Raw genomic sequence first — 19,310 nt, 5'->3', positions numbered from 1 at the left:
TCTCGATGAGCGGGCGCAGCAGCTCCCACTGCGAATCGGTCAAGTCTGTCGGATATCTACGGCTCGTCATGCCAGCCGCATACACCGTCTACTTGTGCATGTTCGTACTTTGTTCGGTTATCTCAACACCCTCTCAGGATGACAGGCTGTGGTGCGCCATCGGCTTAGACGCGCACGCTTGTCAGCGCGGCCGGGGAGGGCCCAACGAAGAGCGGCGCCCGCCGGGTGGACGGCGCCGCTCTTCGGTACACGGACGATGGAGGCTCAGCCTTCGGCCACGCGCGTCACGTTGTTGGCGCGCGGACCCTTGGGATCCTCCTGGATGTCGTACTCCACCCGGTCGCCCCGCTTCAGGGATTTGAACCCCTCCATCTGGATCGACGAGTGGTGGACGAACACGTCCTTTCCGCCATCGTCTGGACGAATGAAGCCGAACCCCTTGTCGTCCTTGAAGAACTCGACCACCCCAGTCTGTCGCGACATCAGTCCCCTCTCCGCTACGACGGAATCCGGTCCCACGCCGGGCACGCCGCCTTCCGTCGCGCGCCGCCCCCGGACTGATTTCGCCACCTCTCGTGCAAGAGGCGGGCCGTTCCCTGAATCAAACGTTTGCCGAATCGCGGGCTGGACGCGGAGCTGCCGTGAGCTCCAGCACGGCCACCTCGGGGCGGCAGAGAAAGCGCAATGTAAGGCCCACCGTGCCCACCCCGCGCGACGTGTACACCTGCGTCCACGGGCGGCGCCGCAGGCCCTCTTCGTACAATTCGTCGAATTCCGCCGGGTTCCTCACCGCGCCCACGAACGGAAGCCTCACCTGTCCACCGTGCGTGTGCCCGCTCACGATCAGGTCCACCGCGTCGTACGCGCGGCGCGCGTGCTCCGCCTGGTCGGGGTTGTGCGCCAGCAGCAGGGTGAAGTCGCGGTCCTCCGGTGGGGGCAGCGCCCGCAGCGAGGGCTGTCCCTCGCGATAGTCGTCCACCCCGGCGACGCACAGCGTGGCCGAGCCCACCCGCCGCAGCGCCGAGGCGTTGGTCAGGTTTCGGATCACCGGGTGCCCCTCCAACTCCGCGTGCCAGCGCTCGATACCCACCGTGTGGTCGTGGTTGCCGGGCACCGCCCACACCCCGTGCGGGGCCGAAAGCCCGGACAGCGCGTCCAGCACCGGCCGAAAGCTCTTCGCCTCGTCGTGCGCGAAGTCGCCCGTGAGCGCCACCAGGTGCGGGCGCTCGGCCATCGCCAGCCGGCATGCGCGGCGGATCAGCCACAGGGGCGTTCCGCCGCCAGCGTGCATGTCCGTCAGCAGGGCGATGCGAAACCCCTCCAGGTCCGGGTGCAGCCCGCGCACGTGAATCCGGGGCCGCGTCACCTGCAGCCACAGCGGCTCCACCGCTACGGCGTACGCCCCCACCGCCGCACCCGCGGCCACCGCCGCGCCCATCCACCGTCCCACCGTGCTCTTGCTCGTCATGCGGCGGCGGGGAGGCAAGCGGCGGACCAGCAACGGGCGGCGGGTCAGGGATGCGAGTGGGACGAATCGGCCCTGGGCGGGATGGGTGGAACGTCCTGGCAGATGATCGGAATCCCCTCCGCCTGCAGGGGCGCGGCGCGGCGGTCCAGCTTCGCGGCTTCCCCGAGCGTGGACAGGTGCAGGTTCAGCATCAGCCGCGACACGCCAGCGGGCGAACGGAGGCCGCGCTCCCGGGCCTGCGCCTCGTAGACCGATGCCTGGTTGCTGATGCGCAGCGCCGATTCCAGCAGGTGGCGCATCATGCAATGGAACGCGGGCGTGCCTTGCAGATGCTCGATTTCGCGTTCGATGGCGGTGCTCGCCGCGGGGAAGCCGCCGGAGCGGTACGCCCCGTCGATCGTCCGCCGGATGCGCCGCGGGTCGCTGGGCCTGAAGGACGAAAATGGCGGCGGATCGGCGTTGCGCTCGCGGAAGGCCGGCGTGTGCGCCATCGGCACGAAGTCGTCGCAGGTCACGCGGATGCCCGCCCGCAGGAACCGCCTCGCGCGCCAGTCCACGTACCAGGCGACAGGGATGGCCAGGCGCTCCGTCCAGATCAGCCGCCGCGAGATGCCCCGCGACCGCCCGCCGGTGAGCGTGGAGTATCGCGCCATCCGTTCGCGGTTCAGGTGCGCCGCCTCGCGGAGATGGATTTCCATGCAGCGGGACGACGGCGTGTCGGCGGTGGCGGAATCCGTCGCGACCACGTGGGACGAGTCGGCCGACTGCGTCCATCCGGGCGCGGGGACGCACAGCGCGGCGGCGAGCAGCGCGAGGCAGAGGCACGCGCGAGACGCCCTCATCCGAACGCGCGGATGTGCCACAGATGCAGGGGCAGCACCAGCGCCATGGCCACCGCGGCGCTCAGCGTCTGCAGGCGTGCGTCCCACGGCTGCACCTTGGGCCACGCGGGCAGGCGGCGCACGGACAGGTACAGCGCCTGGCTGACCGTGCAGATCACGCCAGCGGCGAGCAGCCCCTCCACCGTCACCCCCGTCGCGCCGACCGCCAGTCCGGCGGGAACGACGGCGACGAATCCCAGGATCGCGCCGCTGGTGGCCAGGCTGACGGCCGCGCGTCGCCGCCGCATTCCCACGTCGATCACGTGGGCCAGAATCACGATCATCAGCTGCGCCGCCACAACGCCCACGAAGGGCACGTACAGCGGGTCCGGCGACGCGGGACGGAGCCGGTCCGGCGCCAGCTTCTCCAGCCCGCTGTTCAGAAAGAAGAGGCTGACGGGCACCAGCGCCACGTAGAACAGGCCACGGATGTGGTACGTCTGCGGCGCGTCCGGCGCCACGCGGCGGGATGCGGCGAAGAAGCCGGCGAACCAGAGCACCGCCAGCCCCGGCGCGATGGTCCACTCGCTGCCGCCCATGGCGTAGGCACCGTACACCCCCAGCGCCAGCCCCATGGCGCTGCTCATGGCAACGAACCGATAGCGCCACGCCAGCAGGCCCACGAGAACGGTGATCACGAGCAGCGCCGCCAGCTGCCGGGCCACGAACCCCGCCGGCTGCGGCGTCATGATCGAGAGCAGGAAGTACGTCGTCAGCGGCACCACCAGGTTGTCGCTGCCCTGGACGCTGATTCCCTCGAAGATGGTGACGGTGAGCGCGATCTGCGCCGCGATCAGCACGCATGCGCCGCGGCCGATGTCCGTCAGCAGCAGCAGCGGCAGGTGCACGGCCAGGAAGGTCGTCAAAAAGAACGCGGCCGACCCCTCCAGGCTGCGCCGGTCCGTCTCCACCGCGTAGAACTGCCGCCCGTACTCCGTCCCCAACAGCGCGGCCAGCGTGTCCGACACCATCAGCACCAGCAGCGAGATCAGGTAGAAGACGGGTTCGTCCGCGGCGAGCAGAAAGACCAGGTAGATGGCGATGGGATAGTAGATGCCGCCCTGCGAACGCCGCTGCACGCCGTGGATGCTCCCCAGCATCCCCAGCCGCCGGCTGACGAAGATGATCGTCGCGAAGGCGAAGCCCAGCACCAGCACCGTCCAGTGCCAGCGGAACACCCACGGAAACCCCGCCGCCACCACGCCCCCGCCGAAGTGCACCAGCTTGCGCGTCCACTCCGGCGGGGGACCCCCGAGCCGCTTCCACGCCTCGGCCCCGGCGAAGAGCAGCAGCAGCACGGCCGAGACGATCGCCGCGCGGGCCACCTCTCCCGCCACCGTGCCGAACGCCGGAAGCAGCCCCTCCATCACGCGGCCACCTCGTCCACGTGCAGGGCGCCGTAGAACCAGGCCAGGTCGCGCGCGTGCAGCGCGTCCGCCATCTCGCGCAGCGGCTTCACCTCGCCCGCGAGCGCGTCGGGACGGGCGCGCGGGGCCAGCAGGTTCCAGTAGACGAGCCGTGCGCCGGGCGCGGCGCGGTCCACCAGGGCGGCGTAGCACCGCTCGTGCTCCGCCGGGCTCATGTACTCGAAGATGTCAGACAGGTTGTAGCCGTCGACAGGGCCGTCCGTGGCGGATTCGATGGGCCCGCGCACCAGGCGCACGCGGTCCAGCCGCGAGCGGATGGCATCGAACCACTGCGGCCGCAGGTAGCGGGGCAGGGCCTCGGGCGGGTAGTGGCCCGTCATGATCCGGGCGGCGTACGGGTTGGTGTGCACGGGGAGCGCGGTCAGCGCGTGGCGGGTGCGCGCCAGGATGCGCGAGCCGACGGAGCCTTCCACGTGAGAGAAGAACGCGGGATCGCGCCCCATTCGCCCCATCACCGCGCGGCTGAAGAACAGGCGGAACATCATCCGCCACCGCCAGGTGTTCCACTCGCGGTCGTAGAACTCCTCGCGCTCCACCCGCGAGCGGGGCGTCATCAGCCGGTCGATGCGGTGGCGGGAATGGACGAGGGGAAGGATGCGGTCGCGAAACGTCCGCAGGTAGCGTTCGAATTTTCCGGCGTGGATTACCCCCCCCGCCACCGCGTCCGCTTGCGCGTCCCAGAACTGGCGGCTGGAGGAGGAAAGGTCCGTCCGCAGGCGCCCGTACGTCCGCGGCCGCTCGTCCGCCGGCGTCACGCCCAGGAACCCCAGCAGCTGCCCGTGCTCCAGCCGGCGGAAGGCGGCGATCCTCAACTCCACGCACGCCAGCTGCGCCGGGCTGAGGTCCGCCGCGACGACCTCCGCCGGGTCCAGCGTGAGCAGCGCCAGGGCGTTGTCGCCGGCGGAGGCGATGGAGAGCAGCCGGCCTCCGTGCGCCACGGGCGCCAGCGCCTCGCACAGCACGTCCGCGTCTTCCCAGACGCTGGCGTAGCGGATGAACGAGAACGAGGCGTGGCTGTCGATGCCGCTCATCTACCCCTCCGCTTCGTCCAGCCGCCGCAGCGTCCCCGCGGTGCCGTCCATCTCCACCATCTCGCCGTCGCGAAGCGTGTCCATCAGCCTCGGGATGCCCACGATGCACGGGAGCGCCAGCTCCCGTGCCACGATGGCCGAGTGGCTGAGCAGCGACCCGCGCTGCACGAGCACGCCTCGGACGGCGGGAAAGATGAGCGTCCACCCCGGGTCCGTGCGCTCCGCGACCAGGATGTGCCCCGCCAGCTCGCCCGCGTGGTGCGGGTCGCGGACGATGCGCACCGGCGCGCGCACTACGCCCGGCGAGCATCCGGTTCCGCGCAGCTCGCCCGAAGGCGCCACCGCGGGGACAAGCGAAGCGACATAGTCCGCCGCCGGCCCGCGGGTCTCGAACCGGTCCGGCGGGGCGGGGGCGCGCTCGTACGCGGCGAACTCCGCGCGGCGCAGCCTGGCCAGCGAGCGCAGGTCCGCCGTGACACCCGTTCCGTCCAGGTGCGAAAAAATCTCGTCCACGCGCAGGTAGAGGACGTCGCGCGCATCATCCAGCCGCCCCGTTTCCGCCAGCCGCGCTCCGATGCCCAGGAAGATGCGCCGCACCGCGCCGAACACGCGCGTCCGCTCGAAGCGCAGGTTCTCCCGGTCGCGGATGCGCGTCCGCGCCTGGTTTAGGACGGCGAAGAACACGCGCCGGCGCACGCCGCCCAGCCGCTGGCGGACCGCGGCCTCGGCGGAGGCGCGCACCTGCGCCTCGTGGTGACCGCTGTCCTGTCGCGTGCCGGCCTGGGCATAGGTGCGGATCAGGCGGACGATGAATGACGGGTCGTCGCCGTGCGTCAGCGTTTCCAGCTTCAGCTCGTTGGCGCAGCGGTCCCCGAACTGGTCCAGGTACGCGCGCACCTCGCCGTGGAAGGGTGTGAAGGCCGGTTCCGTCCCCAGCCGCCGCCACAGCCGCGCGTCGTCCGCTTCGGACGCGAAGACGGCGGAGAGTGCGGGATCGGCCGCCACACGTTCCGCCATCGCCAGCACGCGCTTGGCGGGCTCGGTGCTGATGATGCCGCCTTCACCGACGAGCAGGTCGTTCGCCAGCGTGGGGGGCGAGCCGGGGAGCCACTTCTCCACCAGCCGCACCAGCACGCCGAAGAAGATCATCGCGAAGAAGTCGTTCACCAGCGGTGCGCGCCAGTGGCGCAGCAGCTTGCCTTCCAGGTCGCGGTAGATGGCGGCCAGCTCATCCGCCGGGCGGGTGGAAAGGTCCACGCCCGCCAGCGGCTTCAGCGCCGCGTCTACCCTGGCGTGAAAGGCGGGCACCTCTCGCGTCAGCGAGCGCTGGGCCGCGATCAGCCGCCACGCCATCTTCACGGTGCGCCCCGTGTCTTCCCACTTTCCCGCCACCGTTGCGACGGCGGGAGGATCGGAAAGCTTCTCGCGCACACCCATCATCCGCTCCATGAACTCGCGGTTGACGGTGTACCCGGGAAGCAGCGCCAGCACGCGGTACCAGTTGAGCAGGTTGTAGTACACGCGCCCGCCGATCAGCCCCAGCATGTTGGCGAACACGTGCCGGTGCTCGTCCAGCAGGTGCTCGCTCACGCCCAGCAGGCGGCAGAACTGCAGGTACACCTGCTCGTAGACGGACCGCGCGAAGCTGAACGTCAGCGGCGTGGTCACCCCACTGTAGCTCTCGACGATGTTGCTGTTGTCCCACAGCCGCACCTCGCCATCCGCCACGGGTGCAACGGTCCGCGGCGGCTCCGGTGCCAGCTCGCCCAGCGTGGTGATGGGGCGCGTCTGCAGGATGCAAAGTGGCCGCTCGCCCCCGTCGCCCTTCGCGGGGAGCGCCCACTCCACGTCCTGCGGCGCGCCGAAGTGGTCCGCCAGCCGGCGCGCCGCCGTGGCGATCCGCCGCGCCTCGTCGTCCGTCAGTGCCGGGCGCGCGCGCAGGCCCGGCGGCACCTTCACCATCCTGCTGCCGCCGTCCGGCTCCAGGCGTACGGCGCTGTCCTTGTCCGCCACCTGCGCCTGCACCGGCCCCGGCTCGTCGCCCGTGAAGCGCACGCGGTAGGTGTCCGCATCCAGGTCGCCGCTCACCAGTCCCTCGCCCAGACCGTAGACGGCGCTGACGACCGCCGTGCCCGGATCCCCGTGCACCGGGTCCGCCGAAAACGCCACGCCGGAAGCTTCCGCGTCCACCATTGCCTGGATCAGTACCGCCATGCGCGGAGGCGCCCCCCCGTGCCGGTTTCGATAGGCCACCGCATGCGCGCTGAACGCCGACGCCCACACGCGCCGGATCGCATCCCACAGCGAACCGCCGTCCCCGTCCGCGCGGACGCCCAGCACGGTGTCGAACTGCCCCGCGAACGACGCTTCCGCCCCGTCCTCGTCCACCCCGGACGATCGCACCGCCACCAGCGACCCGCCCAGCCCCGCGGCTTCCAGCGCGCCCGCCACCTCTGCACGGAAGTCCGCGGGCAGCTCCATCGAGTTGATTCGCGTGCGGACGGTGTCGGGATCGGTCTCGGTGGAGGTGGAACTAACGACTAACTGGGCGAATGCGGCCGCGGTGATGACGATCCACGGGGGAACGCCGATCCCGGCATCCGCGAGCAGGGCCAGGTTGCGAGCCTTGCCGCCGATCAGCGCAGCCGATGCCGGCTCGCCACCGGGGACGAGGACGAAGGAGAGGGCGACCGCGTCCGTCACGGAACGAGCAGCGGCACGATGCCGAGGAGGATGTACGAGGCCAGGGTCCACAATCCACTCGCCACCTCCACCTGCTTTCCTCCCGCGGTGGCCGGTGTGTGGAGGAAGCGGAGCGCAGGCGCGGCGAAGGCAACGAGGAAGATCGAAAGCGCCACGATCGTGAGAAGCGCCGTGCTCACCGGATACGACGCAAACCAGACGAGCACGCCAGCCGCCATCAACGCGGCGAGCCACACCGTCGGCGCCGCGCGCACGCCCCACGCGGACGTGTACGTGTCGACGCCCTCGCGCTCGTCGCCGGGCGCGCGGATCTTCCGGCCGACTTCCACCAGGATGCCGTTCGCGAACGCAAGGGCGAGGAAGAGGGGGAGCTCGCGCGGAGGCGCCCTGTCCGATGCCAGCCAGTCCAGCCCGGTGAGGTAGGCGAACAGCAGTGGCATGACCACCATGTGGCTGAGCAGGTATGCCGCCGGGCGCGCGCGCAGCCAGTCGGGTGCAAAGAATTCGCGGGCCATCAGTGCGGCCCATGCGATGGCGGGAACCAGCGCCCACAGCAGGGCGGGGGCGACCAGCGCGTTGGCCGCGAGGACGGTGAGCGCGACGGACGCGCCGACCTTCCGCAACTCGAGGAGGGAAACGAGGCCGCGCGGGACGGGGAGCTCGGGGCGAAACCGGCGGTCGGCCTCGGCGTCCTTGTGCTCGTCGGCGACGCGGAGAAGGAAGAAGAAGGCGAGCGCGGTGGCGCATCCCACGAGCAGAACGCCCGCGTCGGGTAGCCCCGCACGGCCCCGCGCGGCCCGCGAGTACCCGGCGGCGGAAATTGCGGAGATGCCGATCAGCGGGACGTAGGCGGCGATGGGAAAGCGTTCGCGCTGGTAGGCCCACATCCGCGCGGCGAGCCCCGCGGGCACCGCCGCCGCCGCGCCGTTCATCGGGCCGGCGAGCCGCGGCCCAGCGCGGCGTGGGCCCGCGCGAAGTCTCCCGAGCAGAGCGCGCCCACGATGGAAAGCTCGCCCGCCAGCGTGAGCGCCGCGCAGATCTCCGCCAGCTTCGACGCGCGGTCGTCGCCCAGACAGTCCATGATGCGCAGGCACTCCTGCGCCGTGGGCAGCCGCGTGCCGCCACCCACCGAGCCGACGATCAGGTTGGGCAGGCTCAGCGCCGCGTACAGGTCGCCCTCGTCCGTCACCTCCAGCCGGGTGACGCCCACGCTGGCCTCGCTGACGCACGCCACGTCCTGGCCGCACGCCAGGAAGAGCGCCGCGATTCCATTGGCCACGTGCCCGTTCACGCCGATGGACCCCGTGCGCACCCCCGCCACGAAGCTCACCCGCCAGTAGTCGGACATGCGCTCGGGCGTGGTGTGCAGCACCTCCTCCACCAGTGCGCGGGGGATGGACGCCTCGGCCGTCACGCTGCGGCCGCGCCCCTGGATGAAGGAAAGCGCCGTGGCCTTCTTGTCGCCCGACATGTTGCTTTCCAGGAACCAGTAGCGCGGCTGAACCGGCGTGCGCGCCAGGATTTCCTCGCACAGCGCGGCGGTGCAGAACGTCACCATGTTCTGGCCGGCGGCGTCGCCCGTGTGAAAAGCGAACACCAGGTAGACGTGGTTGCCCTCGATGTGGGTGCCCACGTCGGTGAGCCGTCCGTGGCGGGTGGTGCGCGACACGGCCGCCTGCAGCGCCTCGTACTCGCCCACCACCCACGCCGCGAAGTGCGCCGCCTGGCCCATGCGCTCGAAGACGAAGGCCGGCGCGCGCTGCACCTGCTCGGTGGTGGTCAGGCACACGGCGCCGCCCGCGGCGGTCAGCAGGTGCGCGCCGCGATCGTGGCTGGCCACCAGCGCGCCCTCGGAGGTCGCCAGGGGCACGTAGAAGTCGCCCCGCGCGTGCATGCCGTTCACCCGCAGCGGCCCCACCAGCCCCACCGGCACCTGCGCCATGCCGATGTAGTTCTCGATGCTCCCGCGCATGGCCGACGCGTCCCCGCGCGGCGCAGTTCCCGTCAGGTGCGGGATCTCCACGCCCAGCCCCGCCACGAACTCCACGCGCCGGGCGTGCGCGTCGGCGCTCCACTCGCGCAGGCCGGGCACGCGGGGCGGAACCGGGCGCTCTTCCTCGGACGTATCCGTCAGCAGGCCGACGACCTCGTCCACGGGGCGCCCGCGTACGAGCCGGTCGGTGACGTTGCGAGCGTGGTGCTGGGAAATGGGCATGCTTCGCGACAACCTGTAGATACAGCGTGTAAGGCCGGAATACGCTGCAAGTTACATCGGAACCGCGCGGAGGGGAAAGAGCGTGGCGGTTGAACCTCGCCGATGGCGCCTACTGTCGTGCTCGTGGTGATGAAAGCCGTCGGGCTATCTCCGTTGGAGGGCGGTCTCGAGGAACAACTCGACGGCCTCGATGCTGTTTCCGTGAGCTTCCTCGGCCGTGTCACCCTGGCTTGCGATGTCCAATTCCGGGCAGTGGCTGACGAACCCGTCGCCTTCCCGATCAATCGGATAGGTCAGCCGTCTGGACGTCATCCTCTCGCTCGCCGGAACGTCACACTTTTGCGTGAAGGCTCTCGACCGTGTCCACGCCATCGGCGCTCGGCACAAGATGCATGTCGCCGAAGATGTGCGGGGCCTCCTGGTGCATCGACCGCAGTACGTGCCCGGAAAGCCGGCGAATCTCCATGTCCGCGGAGCCGCTGCCGCGCATTTCCATGAAGTGCCGCCACGCGCGTGCGTTGCCGGTCACCACGATCTTCGTCTCGGCAGCATTGGGGAGCACCGAACGCGCCGCCTGCCGTGCGCGCTTCTTCCGCATGGTGGCGGGTCCGGAGTCGCCCACCTGCTCCGCAAGCTCTTCCAGCAGTTCGCGGTAGCCTTCGAGCGTCTGCTCACAAGCTGCCGACCAGATCTCGAATCCGCGAGATCCCTCATGGATCTCTGGCGGAAGGACGAAGGCGATGTCGGACTCGTCAACGTACCGCTGGCTGACCTGGCTGAATCCGAATCCGGCTCTGTGTCGGATCAACTCGTGGGTCAGCGAGCGGCTGACGCCCTCGATCAGCAGCGTCCACACCGCGTGCTCCAGCACGCTGCCGTGCTTCACCTGGAGGATGTTGGCCAGGTACGCCTCGTTGCTCGTTCGCCCGGGAATGCTCTTGTGCCCGCCCTCGAGGCCGGCGTTTTCTCCGAAGCTCAGGTAGCAGAGCCGTCCGGCGAACTCAGCCACCACCTCGCCCGGCACGTCGCTGTCGCTTTCCCAGTTGATGTGCTCGGGATACACGAACTCCTGCCGGGCGATGACGGTGACGCGGGGCTCGCGGATGATCTGCATCGGGGGCCTTCAGGATGGTCGGGCGGGTGGACGGGTCAGCGGCGTAAGCTAGGCCCTCCGCACGCGCGCGGGCAAGTCAGCCGGGCGCCGCGGTTGCCAGCGGCGGGGGACGGCTTAGGTTTGCGGGCATGCGCATCGCCTCGCTGCTTTCCAGCGCCACCGAAATCGTCTACGCCCTGGGCCTGCAGGAGCACCTGGTCGCCATCTCGCACGAGTGCGACTGGCCGCCCCAGGCGCTGCACCTGCCGCGGCTCAGCCGCTCGCGCTTCGATCCCGCGGGGCTCACCAGCGGCCAGATCGACGCCGAGGTGCGCCGCTGCATGCTGGAATACGGCAGCGTCTACGAGATCGACGTCGCCGCCCTGCGCGACGCCCGCCCCGACGTGATCCTCACCCAGGCCGTGTGCGAGGTATGCGCCGTCCCCACCGGCTCGGTGAACGACGCCGTCACCGCGCTTCCCTTCGCGCCGCGCGTGGTGTCGCTGGATGCGCACACGGTGGAGGGGATCTTCCACACTATGCAGCAGGTGGCGGATGCCGTGGGCCAGCCCGAACGCGGCGGCGAGGCGGTGGCGCGCCTGCGGGGACGGCTGCGGCGCGTCGAGGAAGCCGTCGCCGGCCGGCCGCGTCCGCGCGTGCTGGCGCTTGAGTGGCTGGACCCGCCCTTCGCGCCGGGGCACTGGATCCCGGAGATGGTGACGCTGGCCGGCGGCGACAACCTGCTGGGCGATGCCGGCTCGCGCTCGGTGCAGATCCCGTGGGAACAGGCTGAGGGGCTGGACCCCGATCGGCTCCTGCTGCTTCCCTGCGGCTACAACCTGGAGGCCTCGCGCGCCGACGCCGACCGCGCTCGCGACGTACTGGCGCGCATCGCACCGGGCGCAATCGGGGCGGGGAGGGCCGCCATCGGCCACAGCGCGTACTTCAGCCGCTCGGGTCCGCGGGTGGTGGAAGGCACGGAGGCGCTGGCCGCCTGGCTGCACCCCGACGCGGGCCTCGCCGCGGCCGCCGAGCCCGTGCTGGAGCCCTGGCCGTAAGGTTGTACACAGCTTGATCCGCGGAACAGGGCGCGCGGCTTGCACGCCCCGCGCGCAGTTCAACGGAGCGACGCACCACACACCGGCGAGGCCATGCGAATTCCCACCCGTGTTCACGGCATGCTCGACTACGCCCTCGGCGCGCTGCTGATGGGCCTGCCCTGGCTGCTGGGCTTCGCGGACGGCGGCCCCGAAACCTGGGCGCCCGTGGCCCTGGGCGCGGGCGTCGTCCTGTACAGCCTGCTCACCGACTACGAGCTGGGCGTCGTCCGCAAGCTGCCGATGCCCGCGCACCTGTGGATGGACGCGCTGGGCGCCGTTCTGCTGATGGTGTCGCCCTGGGTGCTGGGGTTCGACGAACGGGTGTGGATGCCGCACGTGGCGGTCGGCGCCTTCGAGCTGCTGACGGCCGCCCTCACCGACACCGTCCCCGGATATGACCGCAGGCGCGCAGCTCGATAGCGAGAGCGTCCTCGGCCCCGAGTACGAGGACCCCTCGGCCGTCGAGCCCCGGGCGCGCATCAGCGCGTACGCCGAAACGGTTACCGGCGTGCACGCCATCGCCCTGACCGACGCCGTGGCGGCCATCAAGCGCGGCCGCCAAGGCAAGCTGCCGGAAGACCCGCCGCTGCTGTGGATCGACATCGCGGCCCCCGGAGGGACGGAAGGCGAGTTCCTGCGGCACCAGCTGGGCTTTCACCCGCTGGCCGTGGAAGACACCGTCCGCGGCCGCCAGCGTCCCAAGATCGACCGCTATCCCGGGTACTACTTCCTGGTGGTGTATTCGGCGCGCATCAACCGCGAGCGCGACCGGATGGCGCTCAATGAGCTGCACGCCTTCATCGGCGACAACTACGTCATCACGGTTCACGATCACAAGATCGAGGAGTTGAAGGAGGTGCTGGCCCGCTGGCGCGCGGTGCCGGCCCGCTATCGGAGCGCGGGAACGCTGGCGCACGCCGTTCTGGACATGGTGGTGGACGGATACTTTCCCGTGCTGGACCACTTTTCGGAGCGGGTGGGGCGGCTGGAGGAAGGAACGGACGGCAAGACCAGGCACGAGGCGCTGCAGCAGATGCTTTCCATGCGGCGCGAGCTGGTGCTGTTCCGTCGGATGGTGGGGCCGGAGCGCGAGCTGATCGGGTCGCTCCTGAAGCGCGACATCCCGTTCCTGGAGCCGGAGATGCTGCCGTACTTCCAGGACGTGCACGACCACGCCATCCGGGTGGCCGAGGAGATCGACACCCTGCGCGACCTGCTGACGGGGGCCATGGAGGGCCAGCTTTCGCTCGCTTCCAACCAGCTGAACGAAACGATGCGGGTGATGGCGGCCTGGTCCATCATCCTGATGGCGATGGCGTGGATCGCCGGCATCTACGGCATGAACTTCGAGCGGATGCCGGAGCTTCACTGGCCTTGGGGCTACGCCTGGGCGCTGGGGCTGATGTTCGCCGTGGGAGCGCTGCTGTTCGGATATTTCCGGAGGAAGCAGTGGGTGTGAGGAGGGGAAGTGCGTGAGTGCGTGAGTGCGTGAGTGCGGAAGTAACTGCGGTTCGGTGAGATGATTCAGCCCCGGCGTGCGATGCGCGCCGGGGCTTTTGGCGCCCATCCCCGCCGAGGTGCGCTCCCACCGGAGAACCGCGGTTTGCCATCCCGATGGAGCGGCCCCGGCGAACCTGCATCCACACCGCCGACCACAGCGACTGAGGGATCCGCCACACAGTACTCCGACCGCCTCCACGCCTGCTCACCACGGGTTCCAGCTTTTCCGGCGTTCGACGCCGAGGAACGGGGCAACAGGTCCTGTGTTTCCGTGAGGATGAAGCGCCACCGGAGTGTGTGGCGGATCCCTCAGTCGCTGCCGTCGATGGTGCGCGGGCGGACCGGGCGTGGCCGCTCCATCGGGATGACATCGTGTGGCTTCGGCAGCTGCGGTCCGCATGCAGGTGAAGCCCCGGGCGGGACGCGACAGCGGCCCGAGCCGGGGCTTTCCGCTTTTCCAGCGGCGGGTTCACCCGCCCCGGCGCGCCGGGACTTTCGTTACGCCACGGGTTCACCCCGCACCTCGGAAAAGCTCAGCCCCGGCGCGCGATGCGCGCCGGGGCTTTTCGGTGGAGCTGGGGGCGATCCTGCCGGGCTGAGGTCGCTTAGCGCGACCGCAGCATGATGGCGCCCGAGCCGTGGTCCACTCCGAACTGCTGGGTAGCCGCAGTCCCGTCCAGGTACTGGATCTCGCGGATTTCGCTGGTCTGGATCTGCCGCAGCGCAGCGACCGTGCCCACCTTGGCCCCGTCACGATACACCCACACCAGCTCGGGCCTGCTGAACGACGAAGCGCCGCGCGTGCGCAGCCACGCCCCGCGCCCGCGCTGGAGGAACGTGTACAGGTCCACCGGGGTGCCCGCGGAAAGTTCTTCGAGCGTCACACGGTTCCGGTCGCGACGGGGCGCGCGCGGCGCACGGTCGGCCGCGGCCGCCTCGCCCGCTGACGCGGTTGGGGCAGGTGCCGCGGCGGGGGCCGCCTCCTGCGCCGAAACGGCGCCGGCGGTGCTGATCGAAAGGACGGCGGCCAGGGCCACGCTGCGCAAGCGAAGATGAGTCATGGAGTTACCCGGGAGAGAAGGGTGAATGGGGTCGGAGCGGGGAGGGGGCCCGCGCGCCGGCACTCCACATAAGACGTATCCAACCTCGAAAAAGTTGCATCTCCGCGACAATTACTTGCGAACCGCGAGCGCGTCGTTTCGATCAAAACCACGCTATCCGCCTTCTTCCCAACGGGTTATGGCGCGGTGGGCGTGCCCTGGGCGGTATCGACGGTGCCGGGCATGCGGGCCGTATCCACCCCCTGGCCGCCAGCCGGGGGCGGATTGGTGCCCATGCCGGCGGTATCGACGGGCTGGCCCGTGCTCAATCCCGTGGACGTTCCCGTGGTGGTGCCCACCGCGCCCGCGGTGTCGGCGCTGCCCTGCACGTCGGTCTTGCTGCCCTCGTCGCCGCCGCCGCCGCACGCGGCCAGCAGCAGGGCGGCCAGGGGTACCACGATCGTGCTGTGCTTCATCGCTGTTTCTCCAGGGTCGGGTTCTGTTCACTTCGCGTGGGTCGAGGCCGCCGCCCTGCATCAACCGGACGCGGGGGTGCGGGCGCAAAAAGCGGCGGACCGGCCGCCGGAGGGAGCGTGTCCCGTCCGGCAGCCGGCCCGCCGTGCATGCGCAAGCTTGCCGGATCAGGGCGTGGTGGTGCCGCCCGTGGTTCCGCCCGTCGTGCCCGTCGTCCCGCCGGTGGTGCCGGTCGTGCCGCCCGCGGGCGCGGCGCCCACGCCCAGGCCGGTGGTGTCGCCCGGCATGGCCGTGCCGGTGCCGGAGGTGGCGCCCGTGCCCATGCCCGGATCGGTGGTGCCGGTGGTGGTGGTGCCGGTGCCCGCGCCCATGTCGGTGGTGGTGGTCGCGGCGCCGTCGGTGGCGCCCGTCTCGCCGGCCCCACCCTCTTCACCGCCGCCGCCGCAGGCAGCCATCAGCGCAATCGCCGGAACCATGATGAGCAGCTTCTTCATCCGTACTCTCCCTTGCTGGATCGTTCCCGGCGCCCGGACGGCGCCGTCCGCGTGCCACCCGCGGCACGCGGCGCCTGGGAGGGTGCACCCTGGATACCGGGAATGTCGCAGATGCGGCGTGATCGGTGCTGGTGTGTTCGCGCGCGTGGGAACCGAACGTGCGTCCGATGGTACAAGGGAGTCTGACCGGGAGCTGGGTGGCTCCCGCCTGGGGTTACGCCCGCGGTTCATGCGCCGCTGACGTCCGCCGCGGGCGTTGCCGTTTCATCAGTGTACGAAGAGAGCGCGCTTGGCCAAGGAAGAGGGAATCGTCGTAGAGGGGCAGGTGACCGAAGTGCTTCCGGACCGCAAGTACCGGGTCGTGCTGGAGAACGGGCACATCGTTCTGGCCTACGGGGCGGGGAAGATGACCAAGTTCAAGATCCGCGTGATGGTGGGCGACCGCGTCACGGTTTCGCTGTCCCCGTACGACCTGACCCGGGGCCGGATCACGTACCGCCACAAGTGAGCCCGCGGGCCACACGCCCGCACCATCGCACGAACACGGAGGAAGTGGAATGGCGATCGGCAACAGCATTCGGCGCATTCGCGAAGAGGATCTCTTCGTGAACCATGAAGCGCGGCCGGACTGGATTTCGGCGACGGACCGTACGCCCGCGGTGGGCGAACACGTATTCTGCACGGCGGGCCAGGGCGTGGTCACCGCGCTGCTGGGCAAGACGGGCGACGGCAGCCGCCTGCTGCAGATTCAGCTCGACGACCCCACCACCAAGCCGTTCTTCGCGGCCGCCTCGAACGTGCTGGTAGCGCCGCGGTAAGCGCCGCTCCACTTTTCAGGGCCCACGCGGAAGCCCGGACGACTCGGCCAGAGTCCTCCGGGCTTCGTGCATTTCCCCCCGAACCCCATCGGATCGGATTCGGAGGACGAAAAAAAGGCCGCCCCGTTGCCGGGGCGGCCCTTTCTGTCAGTACCGCTGAGCGTTAGCCCACGCGGGTGACGTTCTCGGCAGCGGGGCCCTTCTGGCCCTGCACCACGTCGAACTCCACGCGCTCACCCTCGGCGAGCGTGCGGAACCCCTGGCCCTGAATGGCCGAGTGGTGGACGAAGCAATCCTTCGCGCCATCTTCGGGGGTGATGAAGCCGAAGCCCTTGCTGTCGTTGAACCACTTGACGGTCCCAGTCGTACGCATCCCGTAACTCCGTGTTTGTTGACCGACTCTCGAGGTTGCGGGACTTCCGAACCTGATCGCCTGTGCTGCGCGCGGGTGTCATGGCCGCCGCGCCGACCCACGACAGAGAGCTCCAGGAAAAGAAATAGACCCGGGAAGCGAGCGCGCCCCAGGTCTTCTCAGTCCTCTGGCCTCTCTGTCGCAGGACCAAATGTAGCACGTGCCGCCCCGCCTGTCAACTGCCTTGCACGGCTGTTACGCGAATGCGCATCACGGGGCCGGGTCCTTGCACCAGCGGCCCGGCGATTCCCCCTCGCCGCGTGAGGCGCGGGCGCACGCCACTCAGCTCGCAAACGGTTCCAATGCAGGCGTTTACGGCCGCTCCGCATCACGACGTCCTCGTTCTGCTCATCCAGATCGCCCTGCTGCTGGCGTGTGCCCGGCTGCTGGGCGAGGTGGCCCAGCGGTTCGGGCAGCCTACGGTGGTGGGCGAGATCCTGGCGGGCATCGTCCTGGGCCCGTCGCTGCTCAGCGGCTTCTTTCCCGCCGTGGGGCACTGGATCGTGCCGCAGACGCCGGAAAGCGGCCACCTGCTGGAGGTGGTGAGCCTGTTCGGCGCCATGTTCCTGCTGCTGCTCACCGGGCTGGAAACGGACCTGCGGCTGATCCGGCGCCACTCCAGGACGGCGCTGGCGGCGTCGGCGGGGGGCATCGTCGTGCCGTTCGCCACCGGGTTCATGCTGGGGCAGTACCTGCCCGGCGCGCTGCTGGCCAACAACGGCGAGCGCCTGGTGTTCGCGCTCTTCCTGGCCACGGCCATGAGCATCTCGGCCATCCCCGTGATCGCCAAGGTGCTGCTGGACCTGAACCTGATGCGCCGCGACATCGGCCAGACCATCATCGCCGCCGGCATGGCCGACGACGCGGTGGGGTGGATGCTGCTGTCCGTGGTGGTGGGGCTGGCGCGCAGCGGCGAGCTGGAGGCGGGCGCGGTGGCCTGGTCGGTCGGCAAGGTGGTGCTGTTCATGGTCGTGAGCTTCACCGCGGCCAGGTGGCTGGTGGCGCGCACCATCGCGGTGGTGCAGGACCGCATGGGAAGCCACTTCCGCATGCTGTCGGCCGTGGTGGTGCTCACCTTCGCGTGGGGCTCGGTGGCGCAGGCGCTGGGGCTCGAGGCCATGCTGGGCGCCTTCGTGATGGGCATCCTGCTGGGGCAGCTGCCGCGCCTTCCGCACCGCATCCCCGAGCACGTCGAGCAGATGGCCATCGGCATCTTCGCCCCCATCTTCTTCGCGGTGGCGGGGCTGAAGGTGAACGCGCGCAGCCTGCTGGAGCCGCGGCTGATCATGATCACGCTGCTGGTGATCCTGGTGGCCAGCTTCGGCAAGGTGGTGGGCGGCTACTTCGCCACCCGCTTCTTTGCCCGCTGCGACCACTGGACGGCGCTCAGCTTCGGCGTGGGGCTGAACGCCCGGGGCGCCATGGAGATCATCATCGCCAGCATCGGCCTGAGCCTGGGCATCCTTTCGCAGGAGATGTTTTCCATCATCGTGGTGATGGCCATCACCACCTCGGTCATGGCGCCCCCGCTGCTGCGGTGGACGCTTTCGCACATCCGCCCCGGCGAAAACGAGATGCGGCGCCTTCAGCGCGAGGAGGCGGCGGAAACCAGCCTGCTGGGCGCGGTGCGGCGGGTGCTGCTTCCCGTGCGCTGCGTGGTGAACGAGCGCCGGTCGATCATGACGCTGGAGGCGCAGCTCGTTACGCAGATGCACTCGCACGAGCCGCTGGCGCTCACGCTGCTCACCGTTCCCGACGGGTGCACGCGCGACGAGGCGGCGGCGTACCTGGACCGGATCGCGGAGCTGTTTCCCGGGATCGAGACCACGCGCAAGATCGTGGAGGGCCGGGTGGGCGACGTGATCCTGGACGAGGCGCAGAAGGACTACGACCTGCTGCTGCTGGGCGCTTCGCACGTGGACCCGAGCTCGCGCGAGCTGTTCAACCCGCTGGTGGACTACGTGATGCGCGTTTCGCCCTGTCCCACCCTGGTGGTGAAGGGGCGGCTGAGCGACTACCACTGGCCGCCCCGGCGCGTGCTGATCCCCACCAACGGCTCCGTCGCGTCGCGCAACGCCGCGGACGTGGGCTTTACGCTGTCGGATTCGTCGGCCGAGGCGGTGGTGCTTCACGTGGTGCGCGAGCCCGAGGGCTCGCGGGCACACAACCGCGAAACGATGCTGGAGGTGGAGATGCCGGCGGCGCGCGCCATCGTGGACGAGCTGGTGAAGCGCGGCGAGGTGCAGGAGGTGCGCACCACGGGCGAGGTGCTGTGCTCGCGCGAGTCGGACCAGACGATCCTGCGCTATGCCGAGGAAGAGGGCGTGGACCTGATCGTCCTGGGCACGGACCTGCGCCCCGGCTCCGACCGCCTGTTCCTTGGGCCCCGCGTGGAGCGCATCCTGATGAACGCGCACTGCCCCGTGGCGATCGTGAACGCTCCCCAGTAAGAGACCGTTTCACGCAGAGGCCGCAGAGGAAACGGAGAGGACGCAGAGAACGGAACGTGCTTCCTCTGCGGTGCGCCGTGCAAAGGCGGCGCGTTCTAGCGGGTGAAAGTCCCGCCGGAGGAGTTGACGGTACACCTCCGTAGCTACGGGCGGGTGGCGACCGGCGACGGGCGTTACCGAGCCGTCCGGACAACGGTCCTCCGT

Annotated in this window: 19 protein-coding genes and 1 pseudogene; 6 read left to right on the top strand and 14 right to left on the bottom strand. The window is 70.1% G+C overall.

What is annotated here, in order from left to right; genetic code table 11:
- Positions 1-264: 264 nt before the first annotated feature.
- The 10 genes and pseudogenes from VGB24_RS18210 to thyX form a co-directional block, all read right to left on the bottom strand.
- Entirely contained in the window at positions 265-483 is a 219-nt protein-coding gene (locus tag VGB24_RS18210; RefSeq protein WP_331023235.1) for a cold shock domain-containing protein, read from the bottom strand.
- A gap of 118 nt (positions 484-601) precedes the next feature.
- Entirely contained in the window at positions 602-1,468 is an 867-nt protein-coding gene (locus VGB24_RS18205; protein WP_331074373.1) for a metallophosphoesterase, read from the bottom strand.
- A 44-nt stretch (positions 1,469-1,512) separates the two neighbouring features.
- Positions 1,513-2,310 (bottom strand): hypothetical protein, encoded by a 798-nt coding sequence (locus VGB24_RS18200; RefSeq protein WP_331074372.1) that lies wholly within the window; start codon positions 2,308-2,310, stop codon positions 1,513-1,515.
- On the bottom strand, positions 2,307-3,719 hold the full coding sequence (locus VGB24_RS18195; protein WP_331074371.1) for a hypothetical protein: 1,413 nt from the start codon (positions 3,717-3,719) through the stop codon (positions 2,307-2,309). Before VGB24_RS18195 ends, VGB24_RS18200 begins: the two co-directional genes overlap by 4 nt.
- The gene (locus tag VGB24_RS18190; RefSeq protein ID WP_331074370.1) at positions 3,716-4,807 is read right to left on the bottom strand and encodes a DUF3419 family protein; all 1,092 of its coding nucleotides are present in this window, start codon (positions 4,805-4,807) and stop codon (positions 3,716-3,718) included. The genes VGB24_RS18195 and VGB24_RS18190 overlap by 4 nt, the downstream gene beginning before the upstream one ends.
- Positions 4,808-7,510: a PEP/pyruvate-binding domain-containing protein gene (locus tag VGB24_RS18185; protein WP_331074369.1), complete on the bottom strand. Its 2,703-nt coding sequence runs from the start codon at positions 7,508-7,510 to the stop codon at positions 4,808-4,810.
- Positions 7,507-8,442: a hypothetical protein gene (locus tag VGB24_RS18180; protein ID WP_331074368.1), complete on the bottom strand. Its 936-nt coding sequence runs from the start codon at positions 8,440-8,442 to the stop codon at positions 7,507-7,509. The genes VGB24_RS18185 and VGB24_RS18180 overlap by 4 nt, the downstream gene beginning before the upstream one ends.
- Complete coding sequence (locus tag VGB24_RS18175) at positions 8,439-9,725, bottom strand: hydroxymethylglutaryl-CoA reductase (protein ID WP_331074367.1); 1,287 nt, start codon at positions 9,723-9,725, stop codon at positions 8,439-8,441. The genes VGB24_RS18180 and VGB24_RS18175 overlap by 4 nt, the downstream gene beginning before the upstream one ends.
- 109 nt (positions 9,726-9,834) lie before the next feature.
- Positions 9,835-10,037, bottom strand: a pseudogene (locus tag VGB24_RS25380) (type II toxin-antitoxin system HicB family antitoxin).
- Positions 10,038-10,056: 19 nt separating this feature from the next.
- Positions 10,057-10,839 carry an FAD-dependent thymidylate synthase gene (gene thyX / locus VGB24_RS18170; protein ID WP_331074366.1) on the bottom strand — a complete coding sequence of 261 codons (783 nt, stop codon included), beginning with the start codon at positions 10,837-10,839 and terminating at the stop codon, positions 10,057-10,059.
- A 128-nt stretch (positions 10,840-10,967) separates the two neighbouring features.
- Between thyX and VGB24_RS18165 the strand changes: the two genes are divergently transcribed.
- The 3 genes from VGB24_RS18165 to corA all read left to right on the top strand — a co-directional run bounded on the left by VGB24_RS18165 (position 10,968) and on the right by corA (position 13,377).
- Positions 10,968-11,876 (top strand): ABC transporter substrate-binding protein, encoded by a 909-nt coding sequence (locus VGB24_RS18165; protein ID WP_331074365.1) that lies wholly within the window; start codon positions 10,968-10,970, stop codon positions 11,874-11,876.
- 93 nt (positions 11,877-11,969) lie between these two features.
- Positions 11,970-12,338 carry an SPW repeat domain-containing protein gene (locus VGB24_RS18160; protein WP_331074364.1) on the top strand — a complete coding sequence of 123 codons (369 nt, stop codon included), beginning with the start codon at positions 11,970-11,972 and terminating at the stop codon, positions 12,336-12,338.
- Positions 12,313-13,377: a magnesium/cobalt transporter CorA gene (gene corA, locus VGB24_RS18155; RefSeq protein ID WP_331074363.1), complete on the top strand. Its 1,065-nt coding sequence runs from the start codon at positions 12,313-12,315 to the stop codon at positions 13,375-13,377. Before VGB24_RS18160 ends, corA begins: the two co-directional genes overlap by 26 nt.
- Positions 13,378-14,023: 646 nt before the next feature.
- Here corA and VGB24_RS18150 read toward each other — a convergent pair.
- The 3 genes from VGB24_RS18150 to VGB24_RS18140 form a co-directional block, all read right to left on the bottom strand.
- On the bottom strand, positions 14,024-14,479 hold the full coding sequence (locus VGB24_RS18150; RefSeq protein ID WP_331074362.1) for a hypothetical protein: 456 nt from the start codon (positions 14,477-14,479) through the stop codon (positions 14,024-14,026).
- Positions 14,480-14,655: 176 nt separating this feature from the next.
- Entirely contained in the window at positions 14,656-14,934 is a 279-nt protein-coding gene (locus VGB24_RS18145) for a hypothetical protein (protein ID WP_331074361.1), read from the bottom strand.
- Positions 14,935-15,099: 165 nt separating this feature from the next.
- Complete coding sequence (locus VGB24_RS18140) at positions 15,100-15,426, bottom strand: hypothetical protein (protein ID WP_331074360.1); 327 nt, start codon at positions 15,424-15,426, stop codon at positions 15,100-15,102.
- Positions 15,427-15,715: 289 nt separating this feature from the next.
- On the opposite strand from VGB24_RS18140, the gene infA reads away from it, so the two are divergent.
- A complete protein-coding gene (gene infA / locus VGB24_RS18135; protein WP_331023255.1) occupies positions 15,716-15,934 on the top strand; it encodes a translation initiation factor IF-1 in 219 nt (72 codons plus the stop codon).
- Between the two features lie 49 nt (positions 15,935-15,983).
- Positions 15,984-16,244, top strand: coding sequence for a hypothetical protein (locus tag VGB24_RS18130; RefSeq protein ID WP_331023256.1), 261 nt, complete (start codon positions 15,984-15,986; stop codon positions 16,242-16,244).
- Positions 16,245-16,407: 163 nt separating this feature from the next.
- Here the strand turns inward: VGB24_RS18130 and cspE are convergent, their stop codons facing one another.
- Positions 16,408-16,617, bottom strand: coding sequence for a transcription antiterminator/RNA stability regulator CspE (gene cspE, locus VGB24_RS18125; RefSeq protein WP_331023257.1), 210 nt, complete (start codon positions 16,615-16,617; stop codon positions 16,408-16,410).
- A gap of 341 nt (positions 16,618-16,958) precedes the next feature.
- On the opposite strand from cspE, the gene VGB24_RS18120 reads away from it, so the two are divergent.
- Positions 16,959-19,106: a cation:proton antiporter gene (locus tag VGB24_RS18120; RefSeq protein WP_331074359.1), complete on the top strand. Its 2,148-nt coding sequence runs from the start codon at positions 16,959-16,961 to the stop codon at positions 19,104-19,106.
- Positions 19,107-19,310 lie beyond the last annotated feature (204 nt).

Origin of the sequence: Longimicrobium sp. (assembly GCF_036399935.1) — a bacterium.
In the GTDB taxonomy this organism is placed as follows: Bacteria; Gemmatimonadota; Gemmatimonadetes; order Longimicrobiales; family Longimicrobiaceae; genus Longimicrobium.
This window is presented reverse-complemented; position numbering and strand designations above follow the sequence as displayed.

Excerpts from the sequence above, each read along its gene's own strand:
- VGB24_RS18210 (WP_331023235.1), bottom strand. The coding sequence starts at position 483 with ATGTCGCGACAGACTGGGGTGGTCGAGTTCTTCAAGGACGACAAGGGG.
- VGB24_RS18205 (WP_331074373.1), bottom strand. The coding sequence starts at position 1,468 with ATGACGAGCAAGAGCACGGTGGGACGGTGGATGGGCGCGGCGGTGGCC.
- VGB24_RS18200 (WP_331074372.1), bottom strand. The coding sequence starts at position 2,310 with ATGAGGGCGTCTCGCGCGTGCCTCTGCCTCGCGCTGCTCGCCGCCGCG.
- VGB24_RS18190 (WP_331074370.1), bottom strand. The coding sequence starts at position 4,807 with ATGAGCGGCATCGACAGCCACGCCTCGTTCTCGTTCATCCGCTACGCC.
- VGB24_RS18180 (WP_331074368.1), bottom strand. The coding sequence starts at position 8,442 with ATGAACGGCGCGGCGGCGGCGGTGCCCGCGGGGCTCGCCGCGCGGATG.
- VGB24_RS18175 (WP_331074367.1), bottom strand. The coding sequence starts at position 9,725 with ATGCCCATTTCCCAGCACCACGCTCGCAACGTCACCGACCGGCTCGTA.
- thyX (WP_331074366.1), bottom strand. The coding sequence starts at position 10,839 with ATGCAGATCATCCGCGAGCCCCGCGTCACCGTCATCGCCCGGCAGGAG.
- VGB24_RS18165 (WP_331074365.1), top strand. The coding sequence starts at position 10,968 with ATGCGCATCGCCTCGCTGCTTTCCAGCGCCACCGAAATCGTCTACGCC.
- VGB24_RS18160 (WP_331074364.1), top strand. The coding sequence starts at position 11,970 with ATGCGAATTCCCACCCGTGTTCACGGCATGCTCGACTACGCCCTCGGC.
- corA (WP_331074363.1), top strand. The coding sequence starts at position 12,313 with ATGACCGCAGGCGCGCAGCTCGATAGCGAGAGCGTCCTCGGCCCCGAG.
- VGB24_RS18150 (WP_331074362.1), bottom strand. The coding sequence starts at position 14,479 with ATGACTCATCTTCGCTTGCGCAGCGTGGCCCTGGCCGCCGTCCTTTCG.
- VGB24_RS18145 (WP_331074361.1), bottom strand. The coding sequence starts at position 14,934 with ATGAAGCACAGCACGATCGTGGTACCCCTGGCCGCCCTGCTGCTGGCC.
- VGB24_RS18140 (WP_331074360.1), bottom strand. The coding sequence starts at position 15,426 with ATGAAGAAGCTGCTCATCATGGTTCCGGCGATTGCGCTGATGGCTGCC.
- VGB24_RS18130 (WP_331023256.1), top strand. The coding sequence starts at position 15,984 with ATGGCGATCGGCAACAGCATTCGGCGCATTCGCGAAGAGGATCTCTTC.
- cspE (WP_331023257.1), bottom strand. The coding sequence starts at position 16,617 with ATGCGTACGACTGGGACCGTCAAGTGGTTCAACGACAGCAAGGGCTTC.
- VGB24_RS18120 (WP_331074359.1), top strand. The coding sequence starts at position 16,959 with ATGCAGGCGTTTACGGCCGCTCCGCATCACGACGTCCTCGTTCTGCTC.